The sequence below is a fragment of the Paenibacillus sp. Y412MC10 genome (assembly GCF_000024685.1).
GTDB classification, from domain to species: Bacteria; Bacillota; Bacilli; order Paenibacillales; family Paenibacillaceae; genus Paenibacillus_AQ; species Paenibacillus_AQ lautus_A.
The window spans coordinates 4,301,451-4,323,325 of record NC_013406.1 but is presented as its reverse complement, the minus strand read 5'-3'; the positions used below and the strand labels follow the sequence as shown (position 1 = coordinate 4,323,325).

Annotated in this window: 31 protein-coding genes; 29 read left to right on the top strand and 2 right to left on the bottom strand. The window is 49.4% G+C overall.

What is annotated here, in order from left to right; all coding sequences use genetic code 11:
• Positions 1-3 precede the first annotated feature (3 nt).
• The 5 genes from GYMC10_RS18600 to GYMC10_RS18580 all read left to right on the top strand — a co-directional run bounded on the left by GYMC10_RS18600 (position 4) and on the right by GYMC10_RS18580 (position 3,056).
• Complete coding sequence (locus tag GYMC10_RS18600; RefSeq protein ID WP_015735967.1) at positions 4-603, top strand: GNAT family N-acetyltransferase; 600 nt, start codon at positions 4-6, stop codon at positions 601-603.
• A gap of 229 nt (positions 604-832) precedes the next feature.
• Positions 833-1,465, top strand: a complete 633-nt coding sequence (locus GYMC10_RS18595) for a hypothetical protein (RefSeq protein WP_261979749.1) — start codon at positions 833-835, stop codon at positions 1,463-1,465.
• A gap of 27 nt (positions 1,466-1,492) precedes the next feature.
• Positions 1,493-2,020, top strand: a complete 528-nt coding sequence (locus tag GYMC10_RS18590) for a MauE/DoxX family redox-associated membrane protein (protein ID WP_015735965.1) — start codon at positions 1,493-1,495, stop codon at positions 2,018-2,020.
• A gap of 11 nt (positions 2,021-2,031) precedes the next feature.
• Positions 2,032-2,571 carry a redoxin family protein gene (locus tag GYMC10_RS18585; RefSeq protein WP_015735964.1) on the top strand — a complete coding sequence of 180 codons (540 nt, stop codon included), beginning with the start codon at positions 2,032-2,034 and terminating at the stop codon, positions 2,569-2,571.
• Between the two features lie 14 nt (positions 2,572-2,585).
• Positions 2,586-3,056: a hypothetical protein gene (locus GYMC10_RS18580; protein WP_015735963.1), complete on the top strand. Its 471-nt coding sequence runs from the start codon at positions 2,586-2,588 to the stop codon at positions 3,054-3,056.
• A 40-nt stretch (positions 3,057-3,096) separates the two neighbouring features.
• Here GYMC10_RS18580 and GYMC10_RS18575 read toward each other — a convergent pair whose 3' ends face one another.
• Positions 3,097-3,504 carry a helix-turn-helix domain-containing protein gene (locus GYMC10_RS18575; RefSeq protein WP_036661147.1) on the bottom strand — a complete coding sequence of 136 codons (408 nt, stop codon included), beginning with the start codon at positions 3,502-3,504 and terminating at the stop codon, positions 3,097-3,099.
• A gap of 121 nt (positions 3,505-3,625) precedes the next feature.
• On the opposite strand from GYMC10_RS18575, the gene GYMC10_RS18570 reads away from it, so the two are divergent.
• From GYMC10_RS18570 to GYMC10_RS18465, 22 genes are all read left to right on the top strand, one after another.
• Positions 3,626-4,027 carry a NusG domain II-containing protein gene (locus GYMC10_RS18570; RefSeq protein WP_015735961.1) on the top strand — a complete coding sequence of 134 codons (402 nt, stop codon included), beginning with the start codon at positions 3,626-3,628 and terminating at the stop codon, positions 4,025-4,027.
• A gap of 358 nt (positions 4,028-4,385) precedes the next feature.
• Entirely contained in the window at positions 4,386-5,036 is a 651-nt protein-coding gene (locus GYMC10_RS18565) for a hypothetical protein (protein ID WP_015735959.1), read from the top strand.
• Entirely contained in the window at positions 5,033-5,374 is a 342-nt protein-coding gene (locus GYMC10_RS18560; RefSeq protein ID WP_015735958.1) for a DUF3139 domain-containing protein, read from the top strand. Before GYMC10_RS18565 ends, GYMC10_RS18560 begins: the two co-directional genes overlap by 4 nt.
• Positions 5,375-5,422: 48 nt before the next feature.
• Positions 5,423-5,968, top strand: coding sequence for a GNAT family N-acetyltransferase (locus GYMC10_RS18555; protein WP_015735957.1), 546 nt, complete (start codon positions 5,423-5,425; stop codon positions 5,966-5,968).
• A gap of 123 nt (positions 5,969-6,091) precedes the next feature.
• Complete coding sequence (locus tag GYMC10_RS18550) at positions 6,092-6,736, top strand: hypothetical protein (protein ID WP_015735956.1); 645 nt, start codon at positions 6,092-6,094, stop codon at positions 6,734-6,736.
• A 2-nt stretch (positions 6,737-6,738) separates the two neighbouring features.
• Positions 6,739-7,206, top strand: coding sequence for a hypothetical protein (locus GYMC10_RS18545; protein ID WP_015735955.1), 468 nt, complete (start codon positions 6,739-6,741; stop codon positions 7,204-7,206).
• A gap of 35 nt (positions 7,207-7,241) precedes the next feature.
• On the top strand, positions 7,242-7,847 hold the full coding sequence (locus GYMC10_RS18540) for a GNAT family N-acetyltransferase (protein WP_015735954.1): 606 nt from the start codon (positions 7,242-7,244) through the stop codon (positions 7,845-7,847).
• A gap of 74 nt (positions 7,848-7,921) precedes the next feature.
• The gene (locus tag GYMC10_RS18535) at positions 7,922-8,668 is read left to right on the top strand and encodes a GNAT family N-acetyltransferase (protein WP_015735953.1); all 747 of its coding nucleotides are present in this window, start codon (positions 7,922-7,924) and stop codon (positions 8,666-8,668) included.
• Positions 8,669-8,897: 229 nt separating this feature from the next.
• Positions 8,898-9,596 carry a class I SAM-dependent DNA methyltransferase gene (locus GYMC10_RS18530; protein ID WP_015735952.1) on the top strand — a complete coding sequence of 233 codons (699 nt, stop codon included), beginning with the start codon at positions 8,898-8,900 and terminating at the stop codon, positions 9,594-9,596.
• Between the two features lie 18 nt (positions 9,597-9,614).
• On the top strand, positions 9,615-10,094 hold the full coding sequence (locus GYMC10_RS18525; RefSeq protein ID WP_015735951.1) for a GNAT family N-acetyltransferase: 480 nt from the start codon (positions 9,615-9,617) through the stop codon (positions 10,092-10,094).
• Between the two features lie 49 nt (positions 10,095-10,143).
• Positions 10,144-10,800 carry an HAD family hydrolase gene (locus GYMC10_RS18520; protein ID WP_015735950.1) on the top strand — a complete coding sequence of 219 codons (657 nt, stop codon included), beginning with the start codon at positions 10,144-10,146 and terminating at the stop codon, positions 10,798-10,800.
• Between the two features lie 4 nt (positions 10,801-10,804).
• A complete protein-coding gene (locus GYMC10_RS18515) occupies positions 10,805-11,404 on the top strand; it encodes a GNAT family N-acetyltransferase (RefSeq protein ID WP_015735949.1) in 600 nt (199 codons plus the stop codon).
• Positions 11,405-11,416: 12 nt separating this feature from the next.
• Positions 11,417-11,686 carry a hypothetical protein gene (locus GYMC10_RS18510; protein WP_015735948.1) on the top strand — a complete coding sequence of 90 codons (270 nt, stop codon included), beginning with the start codon at positions 11,417-11,419 and terminating at the stop codon, positions 11,684-11,686.
• 64 nt (positions 11,687-11,750) lie between these two features.
• A complete protein-coding gene (locus GYMC10_RS18505) occupies positions 11,751-12,449 on the top strand; it encodes a YjjG family noncanonical pyrimidine nucleotidase (protein WP_015735947.1) in 699 nt (232 codons plus the stop codon).
• A 149-nt stretch (positions 12,450-12,598) separates the two neighbouring features.
• Positions 12,599-12,955, top strand: coding sequence for a zinc ribbon domain-containing protein (locus GYMC10_RS32580; protein WP_261979313.1), 357 nt, complete (start codon positions 12,599-12,601; stop codon positions 12,953-12,955).
• Between the two features lie 31 nt (positions 12,956-12,986).
• Positions 12,987-13,634: an HAD family hydrolase gene (locus GYMC10_RS18495; protein ID WP_015735945.1), complete on the top strand. Its 648-nt coding sequence runs from the start codon at positions 12,987-12,989 to the stop codon at positions 13,632-13,634.
• Between the two features lie 333 nt (positions 13,635-13,967).
• A complete protein-coding gene (locus GYMC10_RS18490; protein ID WP_015735944.1) occupies positions 13,968-14,585 on the top strand; it encodes a YqaA family protein in 618 nt (205 codons plus the stop codon).
• Positions 14,586-15,122 carry a phosphatase PAP2 family protein gene (locus GYMC10_RS18485; RefSeq protein ID WP_015735943.1) on the top strand — a complete coding sequence of 179 codons (537 nt, stop codon included), beginning with the start codon at positions 14,586-14,588 and terminating at the stop codon, positions 15,120-15,122.
• 22 nt (positions 15,123-15,144) lie between these two features.
• Positions 15,145-16,386, top strand: a complete 1,242-nt coding sequence (locus GYMC10_RS18480) for an MGDG synthase family glycosyltransferase (protein ID WP_015735942.1) — start codon at positions 15,145-15,147, stop codon at positions 16,384-16,386.
• An 18-nt stretch (positions 16,387-16,404) separates the two neighbouring features.
• A complete protein-coding gene (locus GYMC10_RS18475) occupies positions 16,405-17,040 on the top strand; it encodes a DedA family protein (RefSeq protein ID WP_015735941.1) in 636 nt (211 codons plus the stop codon).
• A gap of 157 nt (positions 17,041-17,197) precedes the next feature.
• Positions 17,198-17,563, top strand: coding sequence for a glyoxalase superfamily protein (locus tag GYMC10_RS18470; protein ID WP_015735940.1), 366 nt, complete (start codon positions 17,198-17,200; stop codon positions 17,561-17,563).
• Positions 17,563-18,468 (top strand): hypothetical protein, encoded by a 906-nt coding sequence (locus tag GYMC10_RS18465; protein ID WP_041622017.1) that lies wholly within the window; start codon positions 17,563-17,565, stop codon positions 18,466-18,468. Before GYMC10_RS18470 ends, GYMC10_RS18465 begins: the two co-directional genes overlap by 1 nt.
• A 94-nt stretch (positions 18,469-18,562) precedes the next feature.
• Here GYMC10_RS18465 and GYMC10_RS18460 read toward each other — a convergent pair whose 3' ends face one another.
• Complete coding sequence (locus tag GYMC10_RS18460) at positions 18,563-19,990, bottom strand: PLP-dependent aminotransferase family protein (RefSeq protein WP_015735938.1); 1,428 nt, start codon at positions 19,988-19,990, stop codon at positions 18,563-18,565.
• A gap of 110 nt (positions 19,991-20,100) precedes the next feature.
• Between GYMC10_RS18460 and GYMC10_RS18455 the strand changes: the two genes are divergently transcribed.
• Positions 20,101-21,081, top strand: coding sequence for an aldo/keto reductase (locus tag GYMC10_RS18455; RefSeq protein WP_015735937.1), 981 nt, complete (start codon positions 20,101-20,103; stop codon positions 21,079-21,081).
• Between the two features lie 169 nt (positions 21,082-21,250).
• A complete protein-coding gene (locus GYMC10_RS18450) occupies positions 21,251-21,775 on the top strand; it encodes a YfiT family bacillithiol transferase (RefSeq protein ID WP_015735936.1) in 525 nt (174 codons plus the stop codon).
• Positions 21,776-21,875: the final 100 nt, after the last annotated feature.

The following is a 21,875-nucleotide window of genomic DNA, read 5'->3' as shown; positions in this document are numbered from 1 at the left end:
AAGATGTGCTCGATCACGGTTAGAAGCATGGCCGATTACGAACGCGATGTTCGCGGCGAAGTGGCCGAGGTGTTTGTTAACGGGTATTATAAGGAGTTGTCTTATTTCTCCCGAGACCGGAACATGCTGGAGAACGCCTTCCGGACGTTGTTCAGCCCGGAGGTGTTTTATGTGGCGGAGGTCCAGGGAATCATTGTCGGAATCTTGGCTTGTTCCCATAATGGGCAGCGGGCCATGCCGGTCGCGTTAGCCCCGCTTCAGGATGCTTTTGGGGACAAGACGGGAGAGCTTGCATATAACGTCATGAAGAACGAATTCAACCCGGCATTGCCCTATGATGACGAGACCGGATATATCGAATGCGTGGCCACAACCGAAAAAGCACGCGGCAAAGGCGTATCAACCGCTTTGATGAAACACGTCATGTCGGAGCTGCCATACAGGCGTTACGTTCTGGAAGTGACGGACAGCAACCAAACCGCGCTTCGATTATATCAGAAATTAGGATTTCGGGAGTTTAAGCGTATACCCGAGGACTCGAATGAGAAAGGCTTCGACGACCGGATTTATATGGAGTGGACCAAATCGGCTCCACACGGTTAGGCAAGCGTGTTATGTTTTGGTTTTAATTAGAAAAAGTGAATAGCTTACAGAAAAACCGTCCACGGAGATCATCCATGGACGGTTTCTTTTTTCTGGAAAAGATAGCCACGGGCAAACATGCCCAAGCCATCGGAGATTCGTGCAAATAATCGACAGGCTATCGCTCATAAGATGAAGTGTTAAGGATTCATGTAACGGGATTGTGGGGAGGTGGCATGGCTTGTTGACGATGCTGCTTTTTATGTTTGCGGTCGGTGCCGCAATGGCCAGCGTGGATACTACCTGCGGACTGAACGTGCTAGGCAGCCTGGACAGCACGAAGGTCAGTAAATTCAACTATGCGCTGGTCTATATCGTGACCTGTACCCTTGGCGGCGCCGTAACGGGGCTTACGGTCGGGGGCTTCAATTATGTGCTGAAATTAACCCCCGCGGGCTTATATCAAAACTACGTCATCGTTATGCTGTTGGTCGTGTTTCTGGTCTTGGAGTTGATTCAAAAATCGGGAATCCTGCCCTCCGGCAATTTCATCGTTCCCTCGGAATGGATCAAGGCTGCAGGGTATCGATCCGCGGCGTTATGGGGCCTGATTCTGGGCTTGGGTTTCATCACGCTGCAAGTGGGCGTCCTCTATCATGCCTACATCGTGGTTTCCTTGTTTGCGGCTCCGTGGTGGTTGAGCCTGCTGGCAGGCGCGACGTTTGGAATGGTTCGAGGCACCGTGTTCAGCCTTCCGCTGATGCGGTCCATCGTATACAGCATGCTTAAAAGAAGAGTATACAGCTTCACGCTGCTGACGGCGGTGCGGCTGACGGCTTCCATGCTGCTGATCATGGGAGCCATCATCTGCATCATCAGCTGATGATGCCAAAAAGGAGCATACAGGTCCATGTACGATGTTCTCGCGATATTCGTTACGCTTCCCATGCTATTGTCGGTGGCAAGTTATGCCTGGGGCCGTGCCTTCGGTGATCCGGATCCATTCCCCGGGGGAGCCGGGCTGCATGTGCTGCTCATTCTTCTGCAAATTTTGACGGTGACCTTGGTATACAGCTTTCCGTCGTTGATCAGCTTCCTAGGCATTTCCTTGCTCTATTTCATTCAAGGACTGGGCGTGGCTTATTTCATCCGTAAAAAAGGAAAGGTGGACTGCGGCTGCTTCGGGCCTCAGATCAGCTCCAGGCTGGGGTTTCCGTTGATAGGGTTTAATCTGGCGATGGGCTTCGCGGGATTGGTTTGCAGCTATACCGCAAGGCTTGCGTTTCATCAGTCGTTCACAGTTACGGGTCTGCTTATGGAAGGCATGATATTACTGCTTGCGCTGTTTGTTGTTGTAGGGGTGCCGGATGCCTTACACGCGATCCGAATATACCGCCATATTGCCGAACCGCATATTTCAAAGATAAAAAGAAGGTAGAGGAGGCCGCGATGAACACGTTCTTCTGGATCTCATATGCCATACTGTGGATTTTGGTCGTGCCTTTGGTGATTCTGAACTTGGTCCTGTTCCGGCAGCTCGGGATTATGGTGATGGGCACCGCAAGAGGAGTGAATCAGTCCGGTATCCCGGTCGGCAACAAAATGCCCGGAGCCACAACGACAACCTTGCAAGGAGCCGAGTGGTCCACCAGCGAGCTGATTGGCACGCCATCCCTCATGCTGTTCGGATCCCCGACGTGCAAGGAATGCGCCGAAATCCTGCCGGATTTTCAGCGGATCGCCATGATGAATAACGTGAAACCGATCCTGCTGTTATTTTCGTCCGCGGATTTGGCTTCGGATTATGTCCGCAAAATAGCATATGACGATGAGGTGCTGATCGTAAGCTCGGAGTTCGCAAATCACTTGGATGTCCAGGTCACGCCTTACGCCTACGCGGTGGATACAAACGGCATCATCAGGCATAAGGGTCTGGTCAACAGCCGGGAGCAGCTTGAAGCGTATGCGAAAGCATCAAATGTTTCCTAAGACGAGGTGAGAGCATGTGGAGTAAGCCGGAGAGCAAGGACGAAGAGACGCAGGTGCTGATCAGCCGGGTTACCCGGAAAATGAACCGCAAGACGCTCCTGAATAAATTCGCGCAAAGGACGGCCGAGGCGCTCGCCAAAGTGTTGGTACGGCCCAACGATGACGATATCCTTAAACACGCTTTTACCGCGGGGCCCTGCAGACCGCCGCACGGACAATATTGCACGGCCTGCGGCGCAGATGCCTCCTGCCCGTCCGATTATATCATTTGCACGCCAAAGACGGTGATCAACGATTGCAAGGGCTTATGTCCTTATCCTTCCGGGTGGTGGTATACAAGCGATCCGGTGGGACATCGGGCCAAGTGTCAGGATTGCATCTCGCAATACGTACATCCTTATGTCGGACGGGACTGGTGTTACCAGGGGGCCAGAGTCTATGGGCGGTATGTAATCTGTGCATGCCGATCAACGGAAATGTATTGATCGAAAGAATGTGGCATGCATAGATAACCCATCCCGTCGCTCAGAACCGTACGGACAAGTTCCGTCGGCTGAAAACCACGTGCGTGGTACAGCCCTGTCGATAAGGCGACATCCCCGTGATCTGGCGGAAACGGCGACTGAAGCAGTACTCATCCATGTATCCCACTTCTTGGGCGATGGATCGCAGCGGCTCATTTTTCCGTAGCAGAAGTTCTTTGGCACGGTTAATACGCAAATCGGTTACGTAATGCAATGGTTTCTTCCCTGTGAGTTCCTGGAATATAGGCGTGAAACGCCAGGTCGATAATCGGGCCATGTGCGCCAGCTGTTTTACCGTCAAATCAGGATCCATGTAATGCTCGTCTACATAGTGAAGGACGTTTTCAACGGTTTGTGCCAAAGTCGGCGATTGGCCGTCCTGAATATTTTGCTGGAACACATACGCCATCAATTCATAAAACCGGGCAGCCGTTTAATGCGGATAGCGAATGTGACAAAATTCATTTCCATGGCTTCGATCATCGTTCATACTTGGGTTCCGAAGACTTTGCACGTCGGGAGGGAGCACCTTGTCCAGAATAAGACGCGGGGATATGATTTTGTTCGCCATCATCCTGATCCTTGGATCCTTCACGGGGCTGCAATGGTGGAAGCATAGCCACGTGGAATATCAGCAGGGTCAGCTTCAGGCGCTGATCACGGTGAATGGCAAAGAATACGAAACCGTCCCGCTGAACGGGGACGAACGCATCATCGACATTAAGACTAAGTTTGGACACAATACATTGAAAGTATATGACTATGGGATCCAGATGATATATTCGGATGCTCCGAGGCGAATCGCGCTGGACATGGGTTTTATCTCGGAACCTTATCAACAGATTATTTGCGTGCCGACCAGAGTCGTGGTAGAGGTGCTGGTACCTGAGCATGAACGGAACGAGTCCGAACTGGATGCCGTGGTGAGCTAGGCTCAGGGAGAGGAGTAAGTATCATAGGCTTAAATGAAAGAACCGGGTTTTGAACCGGTTCTTTTTGTTGTTTAGGACATCTGGTATGATAGCGTAACTTTGTCGCAGAAAAGACAGTTATAATAAATGAAGGGATAAAGTTGCGTAACCACGTGCTTCCTGAGCATAAGATCCGTAGATCTTAGGTCGACGGGATGCCCAGTCGCAGAGTAAAGGTGGGGAGTTAACATGGATATGGTCGCACTGATACTAGTTGTGGGCTTTTTGTTCGTTGTGGTATATTTGAGGGCAATTTGGAACGTGTTGCTGGACATTCGAAACGAGTTAAGAAGTGATGGCGACAGAGGGGCGTGATACGATGCTGAGCGAGAAAAAAGACTACTCCCATGTATACTGGATCGGAGGCTCCCCCTGCTCGGGCAAGTCGACGATTGCTGAAAAATTGGCGAAGGATTACAGCTGCACCTATTATCAATGCGATCTATTCAACGAGAAGCATGTGAGCATATGCCATCCGTCGGAGCACCCCACCATGTCCCGATTGAAGGATATGTCCTGGAATGCATTGTGGTCGCGGCCGGTGGAGCAGCAGGTTGAGGAAGAATTGGAGTTTTACCGCGAGGAATTTGGCATGATTATGGATGATGTTTCGGCCCTGCCGGACACGAGCCCCATCATCGTTGAAGGTGCGGCTCTATTGCCGGAAAAAGTCGAGCACCTGGTACCCAGCCCCCATCATGCGATATGGATCGTCCCGGTTCCGGCATTCCAGAAGGAGCATTATGCCAAACGGGAATGGATCCACGAAATTTTGGTATCATGCGATGATCCCGGCGCCGCGTTTCGAAACTGGATGGACCGGGATATCGGTTTTGCGAGATACGTGGCCAAGGATGCCTTGGACCGCGGATTCAAGGTGATGTTCGTGGACGGGAGCCGAAGTGTTCGGGAGAACTACGAAGAGGTCAGGCGTCATTTTATGCTATGCAAACAACAGGGAATCCAATGAAGAAAATCAAAATCGCATTGTTGGTTTTGCTAGTGCTTGTGCTCTTGTCTCCCATTGTGTATGTGCAAGCTAACAAAATGATCTATGCCAAGAAGGTGAAGACCTACCTGCTTGAAGAAGAACATTATACGCAGGATGAAATCCAGTCGGTCCAAGGCATCTGGGGCGTTAAGCTGCCTCCTTTTTATGCCGTCGTGGTATTTAAAGACGAGCCTGAGGTAGAGTATATTTATTTTGCCCATGATACGATTATGCAGTTTGAATACCGATTGAAGCCTGAGGGGGAAGCCCGTGGAATTACACGATCCATGCTAAAGCATGATATCCCAAGGGATTGATATGGCGTTGTAATTTTTAGTTTAAAGCTGTTCAGGGGGGAGCATTGCATGTCCATAACGCTACAAACTTCACGTCTGCAGTTGAAAACCGTGGATCGGGAACGGGCAGCGGATGTGTTGGATTTTATCGTCAGGAACGATGAGTTTTGGAAGATTTGGGAGCCTGCCAGGGAAGCGGAGTTTTATACCCTGGAGAAACAGGCTGAGATTCTGGCAGCGGAAAGTCGAAGCATCGCTGACGGTTCCCTGCTTAAAGTGTGGCTGCATCAAAACGATGAGATGATCGGCTCGATTGCGATCAGCAATATCGTGCGGGGTGTTTTTCAATCGGCTCATGTCGGGTATAAGCTGGCGCAATCTCATACGGGAAAAGGGTATATGACCGAAGCCCTGAGCGCCGTGGTCGGCTATTGCTTTGACACGCTGGGGCTGCACCGTTTGGAAGCCAACATTATGCCGAGAAACAAAGCCTCGATGAACGTAGTGAAACGACTGGGCTTCTATGAGGAAGGTCTGGCGATCAAATACCTGAAGATAAACGGTGTATGGGAAGACCACCTTCACATGGTGCTTCGTAATGAACGTATGGAGTAAATCATGTGGAAGAGAGTGACCTGAGATTCCATGTACGAAGGGGCTGAGTTTTTGTATTTTTGGAGTAAGCGAATGGTCGAGTACAGGAATTACCCATAAATGATGATCGGAGGTGTATGAAAAATGCCATGGCCCATGGTCCATTTTGCGATTGCCCAGCAGCTGGGTACGCCGGAGCCGACACCGAGTTTGTTGCTTGGGAGCATCGCTCCTGATGCCGTCCATGTCAGGGGCAACATAACGAGAGAACAAAAAGGGATCACGCATCTGGTAAACGAAGATTTGTTGCCGGATGCCAATCGAATCAGGGAGAATTATTTGTTATATGTAACACAGAAGCCGGGAAAAGAGTGGATTGACTTTGTATACGGTTATTTTGCTCATATCTACACGGATTTAAGGTGGGTGCAGACGCTGTACGCTGATTACAAAAAAGAAAACAAAGCGGACAATGAAAGCTTGAGATTTACATATAACCAGGAGGTCAGCCAGCTTGAGTTCGAAATCATACGATCCCAGCATTGGGCAGGTTCCGTACTGAATACACTTAAGGATTCGATCGGGCATGCCCTGGACCCGTTTGTTGACAAGTCCGAGGTGGAGCAGTATCGAACGATTAAACTAGAATGGTTGTTGGAGGAAGGTAATGAGCCGAAGATTGAACTGATTTATTTTACTTTGGATAAAGTGGAGAGGTTCGTACAGAACACGGCTGCGGAGTTGAGCACATTATTGACCCTGGAAGGTATTCGTGTGCAAGGAGGTTAGGCGTGTTGCTGAAATACGTGCGACAAACGGGTTCGTGGATCTGTATCCTATGGATCGTGTTGGCATTATGCTCTTGTCAGAGCGGAGGGGAGCGGGTAGAGCACATTGAGGCTTTTATCGTTGAAGATATGATGATAACTGCAGATGGGCTCTACGTGCCTTCAGGTTATAAAAAAGTGAATTCGATAATCAATCATGAAGATAATCAAGGGGCCACGCTGTCGCGTGTACGAGCGATTGAAGACTATTACGATAGCGAAGGGAAGTTTATGAAGACCAGGGTGTACAATCAAAGTCATAAACGATGGAAGAATATACCCAACGAGGATTCCAGCAGCCAAGAAAAGGAGCTTGAAACACCTCTAACCATCCACATCCCCGACGATCATTCCGGGACACCCGTTCAGCTAACGGATCAACAAAAGGATGAAATAAAAGCCCATGTTATCGAACACACCAAAAAATGGTGAGTCTATTTGAATTGACGATAGGAGGAGGACTCCTCATGTTTCATGTAGAGATTAGGCGGCCGAATCCTAGTGATACGAAAGCGATGGAGCATTTTTTCAGAGTCGTGATTACCGATACGTTTGCCAAAGAAGGCTTGGCAGATTTATCGGAGGACGTCGAGCAGGAGATTGAGACCAAAAAGAGGTGCTTGAACGCGGATATTGCAACGAACGGAGAGCAAAGGTATTTTCTGATCGGACTTATAGACAACAGCGTTGTGAGCAGCATCGAGTTTGGCCCGTCCAATGCATTGATACGGAAAAGTTCCAATGGAGTACTGCGCGACGTGGTTGAAATCGGAACCGTATTTGTGCATCCTGATTATCAGCAACAGGGAATCGGCAGTCTGATGCTTCAAATCATGTATCTTACGCTGCTCAATAAGGGGATAACGGAATTTTGTTTGGATAGCGGATACACGCGTGCTCAGAAAATATGGAAGAAGAAACTAGGTGAACCCGATTACGTCCTTCAAGATCACTGGGGGCGCGGAATCGACCATATGATATGGAGAAGAAGGATGACGGACGTTCCCATTGTGTTTAGTATCGCCGATAGATCCAAGGAATTAGCAGAATCGAGTGGCGTGCAGGATACATGAAGAAGATCATTTAACTTGTATAAAAATACAATTGGATGTATATTAATTCCTATCAAACGGTAGGAGTGGTATACGTGCTAAAGAGAATCGAAGAACTTACCTTAAACGCTTGGCCGGCGCTTCAAACCTTGACGCACCATGGGTGGCTGTTACGTTTTGCAGACGGTTATACGAAGAGATCCAACTCGATTAATGCCTTATACACGGATCCAACGATAGACCTTGACGCCCAAATTCATGAATGCGAGCGGTTATATGTTAAGGCTGGGCTTGACGTCGTATTTAAAATCACCCCGTTCAATCCGCAGGAGCTGGACCGTATGTTGGATTCCAGGGGTTATTCCATACTCGATCCAACCAGTCTGAGGGTGTTAGATCAACTGGATCATCTGGAGCTTCCAACGTATAAGGAGGTTAAGATCGAAGAACGACTGACGGATGAATGGCTGAGCGTGCTGACCGAGATAACTGGAATATCCGAGAAGTATAAGGCTGTAAAAAGAAAGCTGTTTAACTACTCCGTGATTCAATACGGATTCTTCATCCTATATGATCATGGTGAACCTGTGGCATGCGGGATCGGGGCAATAGAGCAAGGCGTCGTCGGCATATTTGATCTCGCCACAGCTCCGGCATGCCGAAATCGCGGGTTCGGAAAGCAGTTACTCTTACATATTCTGCATTGGGCCAAGAAGAATGGAGCCGCAAGCAGCTATCTACAAGTGGTCCAGAACAATGTTGCTGCAAACCGGTTGTACGATCGTCTTCAGTACAGGGAGATCTATTCCTATTGGTATAGACATAAACGTATCGAAGGATAAAGGCAGCATCCGTAGCGTATGTACCGTGAATCTGAGCTTATCGGATCCAGGGGTTACCCAATCGAATGAACAGTTGTATAATCATGGAAGATGCCTGGCACAGAGGACCCGGCCCTAGATGAAGCTGTCTAAGTTGGGTCTTTTTAGTCAAATGGGCTGTTCGCAGTCATAAATCGCGGTTTCCTTTTTTCTAACGTACTCATGAAGGATACAGAAAGTTGGTGAAATCATGTTCGACTTATCTTCGAAGTATTATGACGTGATCTACAGCTTCAAGGACTATGAGCAGGAGGCGCGGCAGGTCCGGGAATATATCGAAAGACAAAGCAAGGATTACCAAACCATTCTGGATGTAGCCTGCGGAACGGCGGAACACGCTGTTTTCTTGAAGCAGCACTATGCAATCGATGGAATCGATTTGAACCCCGAATTCGTAGCTATAGCGAAGTCGAAGAATCCCAAGGGGGATTATTCGGTGGCTGATATGACCCGTTTTCGACTCGGCCGGAAGTATGACGTGATTATGTGTCTGTTCAGCTCCATCGGGTATGTGAAGACGCCGGAGCTGTTGGTTCTAACCCTTGTGCAGTTTAGGGAACATCTGAACGAGGATGGTGTTATTCTGGTTGAGCCATGGCTTACGCCGGACGTTTGGACAACCGGAAGAGTGGACACGATCACGACCGAGCGCCATGGGATCCACATGAGCAGAATGTCCCATTCGGATCGCGCAGGTAATGTTTCGATCATGAATTTTTCGTATTTGTTTGGCAGCGAGGTTGGAATCGAGCATTACACGGAGGAGCATCGTATGGGTCTGTTTACCGTGGAAGAGATGATCGGGGCATTTCGGGAAGCGGGACTGGATGTGGAACACGATACGCAAGGCTTGATCGGAAGAGGCATGTATATTGCCCGAATAGCTTAGTAAGGAGGACCTCAAGATATGTATGCACATAGGCCGCTGAGGGACGAGGATTTGCAAGCGATTTGCAGTTTTCCTCAAACGCCGGAAGAACTGTTTTACATGAGCCCGAGATCGGAATTCCCTTTGACGCCGGATCAAATCCTGAGTTTGCTTGAGAACCGCTTTGATCCCACGGTTATCGTTGAAGAATCCACCGGGCAGGTCGTCGCCTACGCGAATTTTTATGAAGATGCGGATGGATCGTTGTGGCTTGGCAATGTCGTTGTTGCACCGTCGCACCGTGGACTCGGTGCAGCGCAGAAGCTGTTGCGTACCATGATGGACATCGCCAAAGAAAAATACGAAATGGAACGTTTTTATCTAAGCTGTCATAATACCAATTCCAGAGGGCTTGTTTTTTATCATAAGTTGGGGTTCGAGCCGTTCGATGTCCGCATCACGGCGTTAGATGACGATCGAAAAATGATTACCATTCAGATGAGGCTGGATTTGGTCTGAGCAAGTCGTGTTGTTCAGTCGGATTCCGAGGTGAAAGGGGAGCTTTAGAATGAACACCATACAGGCGGTGCTGTTTGATTTCGATGGTACTTTAGCAGATACGCTGCCGCTTTCGTTTAAAGCATTCCGGGCGGTCTTCTTGAAATACGAAGGCAAGCGGTTGACCGATGCCGAAATCGTTCAGACGTTTGGGCCAACGGAGGAAGAGATCATTGCCAATCATCTTTCGAATCCGGCCCATGTTGATGAAGCCGTAGAATATTATTACGAAGTGTTTGAGCAGGATTTTCAAGAGCATGTGCAGGTATCGGAAGCCGTACAGGATCTAATTGTGAAGCTGTCGGATTTACGTATACCCATGGTTATTATCACGGGCAAGAGCAGAAGATGCCTGGATATATGTTTAAGAAACCTGAAACTGGACGGGTATTTTGCCGCTACCATTACGGGAGACGAGGTTGAACGTTCCAAACCGGACCCGGAAGGGATATTCAAAGCCGTTCAGCTGTTGGGTCTGAGGACATCGGACGTGGTTTTTGTCGGGGACAGCGATGCCGACATTGCGGCTGGCAAATCAGCTCAGGTATTAACCATCGGGGCGCATTGGTTTGATACCGTTCAGAATGCACAATTTGCGGTGGAACCCGACAATATTTTTACACGGCCCGATCAGTTGATAACATGGATCATGACCAGGAATCATTGAGCGAATGAAAGCAGGGGTTATATTGAACAGCAAGACAACTATCGAATTCCAGGGTAAGCCCTTTACGATTGAATGTGAGGACATCTTCCTTCGGGAATATTTGTTGGAAGATTTGGATGCGATCTGCAAGATCACGCACGAACCGGAGATCAGACAGTTCCTGCCTGGGTGGGATGTATCAAGGGAGCAACGGCGAGAATGGTTAACCGACTATGAGATGCCGGAGAATCGGCGGTTCCTGCAAGCCGTTCAAGACGGCGGGGACGTGGGGCAGCTGCGTCTTCGGTTAGCCATCGTTTTGAAAGAAACAGGGGAATGCATCGGCTGGTGCAATACCGGTCCTAAGGAAGAGCTGCCCCCGCCTAACCGAGAGATCATGTACGGAATCTCCAATCGGTATTATAATAAGGGATATGCCACCCAAGCCGTGCGGGCGTTAATCCGTTATTTGTTCCGAAATACAAGGGAGCGAGAACTCAACGCAATCGCCGTCGTTCATCATCATGCTTCCAATAAAGTAATCCAAAAGTGCGGATTTGCCTATATCGGCGAGATCGAACTTGAGCAGGAGCGGTATCATCACTATAAATTATGCGATGAGTAATAGGGAGGCCCAATGAAACAGCTTGCCCTTGGAGCGGGGATCTTCATTGTGACGGAATTGCTTTTGATCACGCTGTTAGGCGTGGACGAATGGGCAATGATGGTGTTCTCAGCAGGCGTAATCATTACGATATTATTGTTAATTTTCATGCGTCTGACGGAGTTGGTGAAGAGTAACAGTGACCGTCTAGATCATCAACAAAGGCAGAGGATCCAGGAATTGAACCGACAATCCAGATTAACTTCGACATCCGACAATGGTTCGATGAATCCGGATGAATAAAATGTTATGCTGGGTAGCGAAAGGGTAATGGTTGAAGTTAAGCAGCAAGAGAGGAGGCCCAGCCTTGCGATACAACGTTATTTTATTTGATGCGGACGATACGCTATACGACTATGCCCAATCGGAGGCGTTTGCGTTAGCCGGCGTTTTTGGCGAGATCCATCAGGAATGCACGAATGCGATCGTAGACAGTTACAGGCGCATTAACCAGCAGTTGTGGAACGATTTCGAGCAGGGGATCGTGACGCAGGGCGAATTGCGTACGGCCCGGTTCGCAAGACTCCTGGAGGAACATAGTATCAATTGCGCTTTGGACGCTGAAGCCTTTAGCAATATCTACATAAAGTATTTAGGACAGGGCTCCTTTCTGATGGAAGGGGCAGAGAAGCTGTGCAGTCAACTGTCCGAGCGCGGTCAGCGCATGGCCATCATCACGAACGGAATCAAGGAAGTGCAGTTCAATCGTATCAGCCGATCGGCGCTGTGCGATTCCTTTGAATGTATCGTGGTTTCGGAGGATGCAGGATCTCAAAAGCCGCACGAAGGAATATTCGATTACGCCTTCGATAAGTTAAACCACCCGGATAAAAGCGAGGTGCTCATTGTTGGCGATTCGTTAACTTCCGATATACAAGGAGGCATCCGTTACGGGATAGATACCTGCTGGTATAACCCGCAGCGCAAGGCTAACCCGACGTCCATTCACCCCAAGTATGAAATACATACATTGGAGGAACTCCACGACATCATTTCATCCGAATGACCGTGATTTGGCAAGATCGATGAAGATGGAGCACCATGATCCTTTCTAGACGTTTACTATTATGCTGAGGGTTTTCCCATAGGTTCCGTGTAAAAAGGGAGGAAGGTGCAGAAGTGGTTCAGTGTCCGTGGTGCGCACAGGAGGTAACGTTGATTGATAGTACATGTCCGGAATGCAAGCATGAGGTATTGCCGGAGCATCTGAGCACAGAGACGAATGAACAGACTACCGGCCAGTATAATACAGCAGCCGAAATGGATTACCTAAGCATTGAGGAATTAATGGCCAGCAAGTTCCACTGCCGCCGCTGCGGTCACCGTGAATGCAGCTCGCAGGAAGTCAGCATGAGCGGTACGGGCATAAGCAAAATATTCGATATCGACTATCATCATTATCTCTTCGTATCCTGTACGCGGTGCGGTTTCGTCGAGGTATTCAATCCCGATGTCCTCCGCGGACATCAATCCGGAGTGCTGGGAACGGTGCTCGATCTCATCTGGGGTTAACTAACAGAACATTCAGCAAAGGAGCATGAACATGATACAGGCATTTATTTTTGACATGGACGGGGTCATTATTGACAGCGAACCGCTGCACTTTGAAGTGGATATCCAGGTGATGAACTACTACGGATCCTCGATAACCCATGAACAATTGGAGAAGTATGTAGGCATGACCAATCCGGAGATGTGGGCAGCCATTAAACATGAGCATCGGCTTGCGCAATCCGTATCGGAGATTATCGAATACCAATTGTCCAATAAAATCGAGATGCTCACCTCTCGGGAAATGGAGCCGATTGCCGGCATTCGGGAGCTTCTGGCTGAACTTAAAGCACGTCGTATCCCTGCTGCGATTGCATCATCCTCGCCTCCCGTATTTATTACGGCCGTCTTGCGCAAGTTCGATCTCCTGGATCAATTCGAATGCGTCGTGAGCGGTGAAGAAGTGGAAAAAGGAAAACCGGCGCCGGATGTGTACCTCAAAGCGGCTGAATTGTTAGGCGTGGAGCCCGAGCACTGCATGGTGCTGGAGGATGCCCGGCATGGCGTTGCTGCAGCGAAGGCGGCCGGCATGACATGCATCGGCTTCGTGAACCCGAATTCGGGAAATCAGGATTTGTCGCAAGCCGATCATGTCGTGGATTCCATCGGGGACGTTCTGAGGATTTGCCAATTTGAATAGGACTTGGTCTTGGATCCTGGCAGTTTGGCCGCGCACATTGCGGCTGAGCTGTTTTTTTGTTTTTGATTCAAATGGTTATAAACCCAACTTATTGATCATAAAACTCGTTTATACTATATCTACTATATTATATCTACTATTAGGATCTAGACCTAAGTCTAGGTTCATTATCGTCTGAAGACGGAAGGCATCCTCCTCCATTCGTGATATCCTTGCATTAACATGATACGGGAGAGGAATGTGAACCGATGATTTCAAATTCGAATGTAAGCAACGATATCGCACGATACACGGGCTGTCCAAGGGTCAGCCAAGCAGAGGAGATTAGGCTTGATGGATTTTTTACGTAATTTAGGCGATATCGGATTATTCATTCATGCCATGATCGACGCGATCATTTTTCCGATTCCGGCACTGTTCTCGCAGTTGTCCTTAAGTGCCTTGAGTCCGGACCGTGCGATCTGGCTCGCCACGATCGGGTTTGTCGGGTGCTTGATCGGAACGCCCATCGGATATGGAATCGGCAAGGCTTCAGGTCATTTGGTGTTAACCAAGATCATGAAGAAAAAATGGTATGATTCCGCCACCGCTTTGTTCACCAAGCATGGCGAAGCCGCTATCCTGGTCGGTGCGTTTACGCCGATTCCCTTCAAAATATTCACCATTCTATCCGGCTGCATGAACTATCCTTTATGGAAGCTTATCAGCTATGCAGCGCTCGGACGCGCCGTGAAGTTCTACACGGTGGGTGTGCTGTTCTACGTATATGGCCGTGCTGCCGAGAATATGGTGGACAGCGTGCTTACGATTATTTTGTTATCCGTAGGTGCTCTGATCGGGGGCATTTGGTTGACGGTGCGGCTTATCAAGAAGCGCAGGAATAAACGTTCGGAGGTCCCCGTCGTGAAGGGGCCAAAAGATTCAATTTACGTAACGGCAGGTGAAGAATGAATGATAAAGCGACTGCAAAGTTTTGATCACCGGGTATTCGTCTGGTGCAACCAGACGATCAGCAACCGAGCCTTTGACCGGTTGTTCGGCGGCATCACCCATCTCGGCGGAGCCACCTTCACCATTCTGAGCGCGTTGCTTATCGCCTGGGCAGCATTCGAAGCTTGGGATATCACGGCATATCAGAGTGCCATTGCGTTAACCGTTAGCCATCTGATCGTGGTCCTCATCAAGAGAATCGTCAGAAGAGATCGTCCCTTCCGGGTTTTGGAGCAGGTAAAGATCGGAAATTTCCCGCTGAAGGATTACTCCTTCCCTTCCGGTCATACGACGGCGATTTTTGCAGTCATTACCCCGCTGCTGTTTCTGGTTTCGCCGCTGCCGACGATACTGCTGATCATGCTGGCTGCGCTGGTCGGTCTATCCCGTATCTATTGGGGATATCATTACCCGACCGATTGTCTGGCGGGAAGCCTGATCGGATTCGGATCGGGATGGCTGGTCGTTTACCTGATGCATGTCTTGGGAAACACATAACGTTAGATAAGGAGTAATATCAATGAGATCCATATATGAGCAAAAAATCATCATATTAACCGGAAGTCTGGGAGAGGGTCATAACCAGGCATCAAAGGCCATTGTGGAATCAGCAAAAAGAAAATACCCTCATCTGCGCGTTAAAGTCATTGATTACATGGAGTTAACCCATCCGCGGCTGCATGTGGCCGGACAGTTTTTCTTTGTGCAGTGGATGAAGCATTTTCCATCCGTTTACGGTTATTTGTTCCAAAAAACGCGCGAGGAAAACACGCTCATTCAGATGCTGAAACGCTTCAGTACCTTCAGTCTTCAAAAACTGAGCGCAATGCTGGAGATCGAAAAGCCGGCTATCGTAGTCAGTACGTTTCCGCCGGCAGCGGCAGGCATGTCGCTGTTGAAAGCGATGGGTTACACGGACGTGCCGACGGCCACCGTCATGACGGATCATACGGATCACAGTTATTGGATCCATTCGCATACGGATTATTACATGGTCGGTTCCGATGTGGTTCAGGTTGCATTGGAGCGCAAAGGCGTGCCGAGCGAAAAAATCTCCGTGACCGGAATACCGGTCAACCCGCTCTACAGTCAACCGGTTGATGAGGAACGGCTGCGAGATTATTATGGCTTGAAACCATCCGAGCAGGTCGTGCTGATCATGGGCGGCGGAGAAGGGATGATCGATAAAGAAATTATCGAGCTCTTGAAATCCATGGCATACCCGCAGGATGTTCGGTTTATGGTCGTGTGCGGACGCAATATGAAATTATATCAATCGCTGCTGGAAGAGTTTGCGGAGCATCCGCAAATCACCGTCATGGGTTATGTGGATCGTATGCATGAATTGATGGCGATGGCCGACTTGATGGTGACGAAGCCGGGAGGTCTCACGATTTCCGAAGCATTAACGATGGAACGTCCCATGCTGTTGGTTAAACCCTTGCCGGGCCAAGAGCAGGATAATGCGGACTACCTGGTTGGCATTGGCGTGGCACGTCAAGCTATGGCGGGAGAACTGCAGCATCAATTCATGACGCTAATGACGGATTCGTCCTTGCTGCAAGAGATGAAGCGAAAAGCGGCCATTAACACGCACAAAGATTCGGCGCTATCGGTTCTGACCCGATTGATGGAGATTCAACGGCGTTACCGCCCTTCGCGAGAATGGGCCGAAGAAAAGAACCCGGTGCCCTACGAGGTGCTGAACAGGGAAGTTTATGTGAATGAAGCCCTGCACCACTACCATGACAGTTATCGGTAAGACGAAGGAGTTTTCCCCATGAATTTGTTTGAATTGGTTGAGCGGTTGTTTGAACAATATGGTTATCTGGTGTTATTGATTGGGCTCCCTCTTGATTTTATTGCTCTTCCAATTCCTCCAGGAAACACTACCCTGACTTATACCGGGTTCCTGACCTATAAGGGGGTCATCGACATGGTTCCGGCCATGGGATCTGCTTTTATAGGAGCGGCCATGGGACTGACCATTACCTATATCCTCGGCTACCGGTTAGGGATGCCGCTGATTGAACGCTATGGAAAATGGCTGTTCATCAAGCCGTCCCTTGTGGAGAAAACACAGGCGTATTACAGCAAGTATGGGAACAAGCTGCTCATTGTCTGTTTTTTCATTCCCGGAGTCAGGCAGTTTATCGGGTATTTCATCGGCATGATTCGAGTTCCCTATCGGACGGTTTGGATATATGGATACACGGGAGTGGCTGCATGGGTATTGGCCTTCTTCAGCATAGGCTTTATATTCGGGGAGCAGTGGCAGTACATTCTGAATGTAGTGGAGCATTATTTGAAAGTCATCTTTCTCTGTCTGGCAGGTTCGTTTCTCGTTCTGCTGGTTTGGAGCCGCGTGAAACGCGAGAAGGCGAAGAAACTGACCAACGCGACAAGGAATGAATAGTTTGGATCCATGACCCGGCGAAGGATCATTGGTTTGCTCGGGTTTAGTTTATATAAGATAGGGACGAGCTGTGAAGTGATTTGTGATAAGATCTAAATTAAGTCAACAGCAGCACATACATAATGTAAACGAATGATGAGAGGAGGGAGGGGCTGGCATGAGCAAAATCATACCGTTGTTCAGGGTGTTCGACGAAACGAAGTCAAGGGAATTCTACATGCAGTATCTTGGTTTCACCTTGGACTGGGAGCACCGGTTTGACGATTCGGCGCCGCTTTACATGCAAATATCCAAAGGTTCGTTATTGATCCATTTAACGGAGCATTACGGTGACTGCTCCCCTGGAGCAGCCATTCGCGTGGAGATCGCAGGAATTGAAGCTTTTCACGAACAGCTGTCAAGCCAGAACTATCCGTATCAGAGACCCGGAATCGAGATCGCCCCATGGAACAGCAAAGAGGTACGTGTAACGGATCCGTTCGGCAATCGAATCACTTTCTACGAGGAGATGGAACCCGAGTGATGAAGCTAAACGAGATACGATGGGAACAAGCAAGGCAGTATATGCTGCAGCGGGCCAGAAACCTTGAACGGGCCTTGTTCCGATATGAATTCGAGAACGGGTCGTTTACGGATGTGCTGATTGAGCTCTCCAGCTACCAGAACGAGGATGGCGGATTCGGTCATGGTCTTGAGCCTGACCTTCGCTGCAAGGAGTCATCTGCCCTGGCGACGACCAGAGCGCTGGAGATTCTTCGGTTACATCCGAATCATCCCGAGCGGAACGAACGGGTTATATCCGCGTTACAGTATCTCGAGCATACGTATGTGCCTGAACGCTCAGGATGGGACATTATCCCCGAAGAAGCGGAGCAGTCACCTAGAGCGATTTGGTGGCAATACGGCGCTTTTAAGGACCATTGGGGCAATCCCAATGCAGACATCATCGCTTATTTTATCGATGAACGGGAGCTGTATCCTCTGGAATCGCTGGATTTCTTGGTTCGTTATGCTCTGGACTACCTGAATCGAACCAGCGATTTAAAAGAAATGCATGAACTGTTTTGTTACTTGCGCTTGAAAGAGCGATTGCCAAAGGAACAGGCATCCGAGATCAGGGAGGCTTTGGAGGCTTTCATGGACAACTGCATTAGCCTGGACCCCGGCAGCCGGGAGGGATACGGGGCAACACCGCTGAGCATTATGGACACGCCGAACTCTCCTTACTTTCCAAAATATCGAGCGCTTCTTCCGGCGGAGCTGGACTTGCTTATAGAGAACCAGGGCGAAGATGGTGCCTGGGAGCCGAATTGGAGCTGGTACCAATTCGAAGAGGTATGGCCGTCGGCCAAGGAAGAATGGAAGGGCGTTATGACACTGAATGCGCTTCGGACGCTGCGTAATTTTGACCGGATTGAAGGGATATGATGGCAAGATCCTGAGGATGAAACAGATATGGCTCGGTTCGCCGTAAAGCGAACCGAGCCATTGTTGTTTGGAGAAGGGAAGATATGCCCGCAAATCAAGATGAATCCCTGCAATGGGAAGCAAATGCGTAAAGCCTGCTTAAGCCTTCTTCGATCTCTTCCGTCGAAAGGTTTCCATATCCCAATACGATCCCTGTCGAACCCGGAGGACGCGATGGCGAGATTCTGTAATTAGAAGCAGGCTCGACGCGAAACCCGTATGAGACCGTATCGTTCCATGGGAGGAGAGCGTAAGCTTGACGACCGAATATCACCTGAAGATGCATCCCCGCATCATCGCCGACAATGGAAATATCCTGCCCGAACAAGTGATGGAGCCGCTCCGTTAATACATTGCGGCGTTTCTTGTACACTTTTTTCATCTTATGGATATGCCGTTCCAGATGGCCGTCCAGAATGAATTGGCTTAGCGCTTGTTGAATGACGGTTGGGGTATGTATATTCAGTTTATCTTTCATCTCGGTTATGGCATCGGTTAGATCAGGCGGGACGATCATGAATCCGATCCGGAGGCTCGGCGTTAAGGTTTTACTGAATGTTCCCACGTGAATGACTCTCGAAGGCGAGAGCGTCTGCAGAGGAGGCACCGGGATTCCTCGAAGCCGGAATTCGCTGTCATAATCATCTTCGATCACGAAGGAGTCGGCTTCCTCCAGCATCCGGATGGCCTGATGTCTGCGCTGTATGGATAGTACGCTGCCGGAAGGAAACTGATGTGACGGCGTTAATAAAACCAGATGACCTGGTGCGAAACTCGTCATGGCGTCGATGCGCATGCCGCTGTGATCCACCTCAACCGGCACAAGCCGATAGTTCATCATCTGAAAAATATCGCGGGTAATATCGATCGTGGGGTCTTCGATATAGATGGAATGAAACCTGGAAGCTAACGATTTGGCAAGGAGGAGCAACCCTTCGGAAGCGCCGGACACGATCACGATTTGATCGGATGAGCATTGGATGCCCTTGGACCGGAATACATAGTCGCAAATGGCAGAGCGCAGCATCTTATCACCTTTGATGTGACCGTAATCATGGTTTGCATTAACGGAGTCCTCAGCTGCTTGTTTCAAGTACTTGGCCCAGATGTGCCTTGGAAACATCTTCTGATCGGGAATGCCGGCGGCAAAATCGATCATGTGCGAATGTTCAGTCGATGTAACTTTATGGATCGGCTGCTCGCCGACAGATGGCTCGTTTCGTGGACGGGGAGAGGGTATAATCCCGCCCGCTACATAGGTGCCTGATCCTACGCGCCCTTCCAAATATCCCTCAGCCGTCAGCTGCTCATATACCTCGATGACTACATTGCGCGCAATGCCCCACTCTTTGGCCAGAACTCGGGTCGGAAGCAGCCGTGTTCCTGCTGCCAGCTGTCCCGATTCGATCAGCCTTCGCAGCTGCTGGCATACCTGATGGGTAACGGATCGTTTCGATTCACGGTCGATATAAATGCCGTACACCGTATCCCTCCTTTAATTGGTTCCTCCAAATTGACCATCATTGGATCTCATCACAAACCATTTTCCTAATTATAATGAAGGCGAACCAATTCGAAAAGGGAGGAACTATCATGGATAGAACGTTAGGCAGATCGCAAATCCCGGTAAGCCCGCTCGGCTTAGGCTGCTGGGCAATGGGCGGGAATTTTACATTGGACGGCTTGTCCGACGGATGGGGTGAGGTGGACGAACGTGAATCCGTTGCAGGGATTCATGCGGCCCTGGAGAGGGGCGTTAACTTTTTTGATACGGCAGACGTTTATGGTACCGGGCATAGCGAACGGGTGCTTGGCCGCGCATTAAAAGGAAAGCGGCACGAAGCCGTGATAGCCACCAAATTCGGATATACCTATGATGAAACAACGAAGGAAGTTTTTACGCGTTATAATGCTACGCCGGATTATATCCGCTACGCTTGTGAGCGGTCTCTTCAGCGACTCGATACGGATTATATCGATCTCTATCAGATTCATGTAGGCGGATTACGACTGGATGAGGTGGAAACGGTGATTGATGCCTTAAACGGTCTTCGTCAAGAAGGGCTGATCCGTACATATGGCTGGAGTACCTGGGATACGGCCAATGCCGAGTTATTTGCGGAGCGATCCGAAGCGGCAGCCATTCAGCACGTGCTGAATGTTCTCAGTGACGATAAGGAGATGCTTGCCCTTTGCGAACGTCATGGTTTGGCGAGCATCAATAATACGCCCTTGGCAATGGGGCTATTAAGCGGGAAATTTAATCAGGACACCCGATTCAGTGATCAAGATGTGCGTGGAAGCGGTCACGACTGGGTCGCCTATTTCAAGGAGGGTAAAGCCGTACCGTCGTTCCTCGCTAAACTTGAAGCGGTGCGGGAGATTTTAACGAGTGAAGACCGTACTTTAGTGCAAGGAGCGTTAGCATGGATTTGGGGAAGAAGCCGTGCGGCGATTCCGATACCGGGTTTCAAAACGAGAAGGCAAGCGGAAGAACTAATAGGAGCCGTTGCTTTTGGACCTTTAACGGCTGGACAGATGAACGAAATCGAAGGAATACTGGGCTCCATGTAGTCACATTCCAGTTATGTAGCAGGAGAGAAGCCCTTGGCAGATGCCGAGGGCCTTTTCGACGGGAAATAAGCAGCATCCATCAGGAGTGCAGACACTATTATTTTTCGGCGGAGATGCTAAAATCATGACATGGAATGATCTCAAACATAATGGAAGGGAGAGAGGGAACATGGATTTGAGGTATCCGATAGGACAGTTTGACTGGGGAGGCAGCACGTCGCCTGAGCACAGGAAGGTCTGGGTCCGAGAGATTAAGGGAATGCCGGAGAAGCTGAGGGCAGCGGTCCAAGGGTTAAGCCACGAACAACTGGATACGGCTTATCGCGAGGGCGGCTGGACGATCCGCCAGGTTGTTCACCATCTTGCTGACAGTCATATGAACAGCTATATCCGGTTTAAACTTGCGTTGACGGAAGAGAACCCGACGATTAAACCGTATGACGAACAGAAATGGGCTGCCCTGCACGATTCATTGACACAAGACATTGAGGCTCCGCTTGCATTGATCGACGGATTACATGCCAGATGGGTCGCATTATTGGAGAATATGAAGGATGGGGACTATCTGAGAACGTTCTACCATCCCGAAAACCAGCGAACAACGAGTTTGGAATACGCCGCAGGCATGTATGCATGGCATGGGAATCACCACATTGCCCACATCACGTCAGCCAGAGAACGATTGGGATTTTAGTCGAAATCACATCGAACTCCGTCATACGACGGGGTTCTTTGTGTGCGGCCATGTCGTGATTTCTAACTTGATTGTCGCAATTTTACACTGTGAATCAGGC

Bases quoted from the DNA above. Each gene is read 5' to 3' on its own strand.
- GYMC10_RS18540 (WP_015735954.1), top strand. From the start codon at position 7,242: ATGTTTCATGTAGAGATTAGGCGGCCGAATCCTAGTGATACGAAAGCG.
- GYMC10_RS18485 (WP_015735943.1), top strand. From the start codon at position 14,586: ATGATAAAGCGACTGCAAAGTTTTGATCACCGGGTATTCGTCTGGTGC.
- GYMC10_RS18490 (WP_015735944.1), top strand. From the start codon at position 13,968: ATGGATTTTTTACGTAATTTAGGCGATATCGGATTATTCATTCATGCC.
- GYMC10_RS18560 (WP_015735958.1), top strand. From the start codon at position 5,033: ATGAAGAAAATCAAAATCGCATTGTTGGTTTTGCTAGTGCTTGTGCTC.
- GYMC10_RS18470 (WP_015735940.1), top strand. From the start codon at position 17,198: ATGAGCAAAATCATACCGTTGTTCAGGGTGTTCGACGAAACGAAGTCA.
- GYMC10_RS18555 (WP_015735957.1), top strand. From the start codon at position 5,423: ATGTCCATAACGCTACAAACTTCACGTCTGCAGTTGAAAACCGTGGAT.
- GYMC10_RS18455 (WP_015735937.1), top strand. From the start codon at position 20,101: ATGGATAGAACGTTAGGCAGATCGCAAATCCCGGTAAGCCCGCTCGGC.
- GYMC10_RS18530 (WP_015735952.1), top strand. From the start codon at position 8,898: ATGTTCGACTTATCTTCGAAGTATTATGACGTGATCTACAGCTTCAAG.
- GYMC10_RS18590 (WP_015735965.1), top strand. From the start codon at position 1,493: ATGTACGATGTTCTCGCGATATTCGTTACGCTTCCCATGCTATTGTCG.
- GYMC10_RS18465 (WP_041622017.1), top strand. From the start codon at position 17,563: ATGAAGCTAAACGAGATACGATGGGAACAAGCAAGGCAGTATATGCTG.
- GYMC10_RS18510 (WP_015735948.1), top strand. From the start codon at position 11,417: ATGAAACAGCTTGCCCTTGGAGCGGGGATCTTCATTGTGACGGAATTG.
- GYMC10_RS18480 (WP_015735942.1), top strand. From the start codon at position 15,145: ATGAGATCCATATATGAGCAAAAAATCATCATATTAACCGGAAGTCTG.
- GYMC10_RS18600 (WP_015735967.1), top strand. From the start codon at position 4: ATGTGCTCGATCACGGTTAGAAGCATGGCCGATTACGAACGCGATGTT.
- GYMC10_RS18515 (WP_015735949.1), top strand. From the start codon at position 10,805: ATGAAAGCAGGGGTTATATTGAACAGCAAGACAACTATCGAATTCCAG.
- GYMC10_RS18520 (WP_015735950.1), top strand. From the start codon at position 10,144: ATGAACACCATACAGGCGGTGCTGTTTGATTTCGATGGTACTTTAGCA.
- GYMC10_RS18495 (WP_015735945.1), top strand. From the start codon at position 12,987: ATGATACAGGCATTTATTTTTGACATGGACGGGGTCATTATTGACAGC.
- GYMC10_RS18550 (WP_015735956.1), top strand. From the start codon at position 6,092: ATGCCATGGCCCATGGTCCATTTTGCGATTGCCCAGCAGCTGGGTACG.
- GYMC10_RS18475 (WP_015735941.1), top strand. From the start codon at position 16,405: ATGAATTTGTTTGAATTGGTTGAGCGGTTGTTTGAACAATATGGTTAT.
- GYMC10_RS18585 (WP_015735964.1), top strand. From the start codon at position 2,032: ATGAACACGTTCTTCTGGATCTCATATGCCATACTGTGGATTTTGGTC.
- GYMC10_RS18450 (WP_015735936.1), top strand. From the start codon at position 21,251: ATGGATTTGAGGTATCCGATAGGACAGTTTGACTGGGGAGGCAGCACG.
- GYMC10_RS18595 (WP_261979749.1), top strand. From the start codon at position 833: ATGCTGCTTTTTATGTTTGCGGTCGGTGCCGCAATGGCCAGCGTGGAT.
- GYMC10_RS18525 (WP_015735951.1), top strand. From the start codon at position 9,615: ATGTATGCACATAGGCCGCTGAGGGACGAGGATTTGCAAGCGATTTGC.
- GYMC10_RS18575 (WP_036661147.1), bottom strand. From the start codon at position 3,504: ATGGCGTATGTGTTCCAGCAAAATATTCAGGACGGCCAATCGCCGACT.
- GYMC10_RS18565 (WP_015735959.1), top strand. From the start codon at position 4,386: ATGCTGAGCGAGAAAAAAGACTACTCCCATGTATACTGGATCGGAGGC.
- GYMC10_RS18580 (WP_015735963.1), top strand. From the start codon at position 2,586: ATGTGGAGTAAGCCGGAGAGCAAGGACGAAGAGACGCAGGTGCTGATC.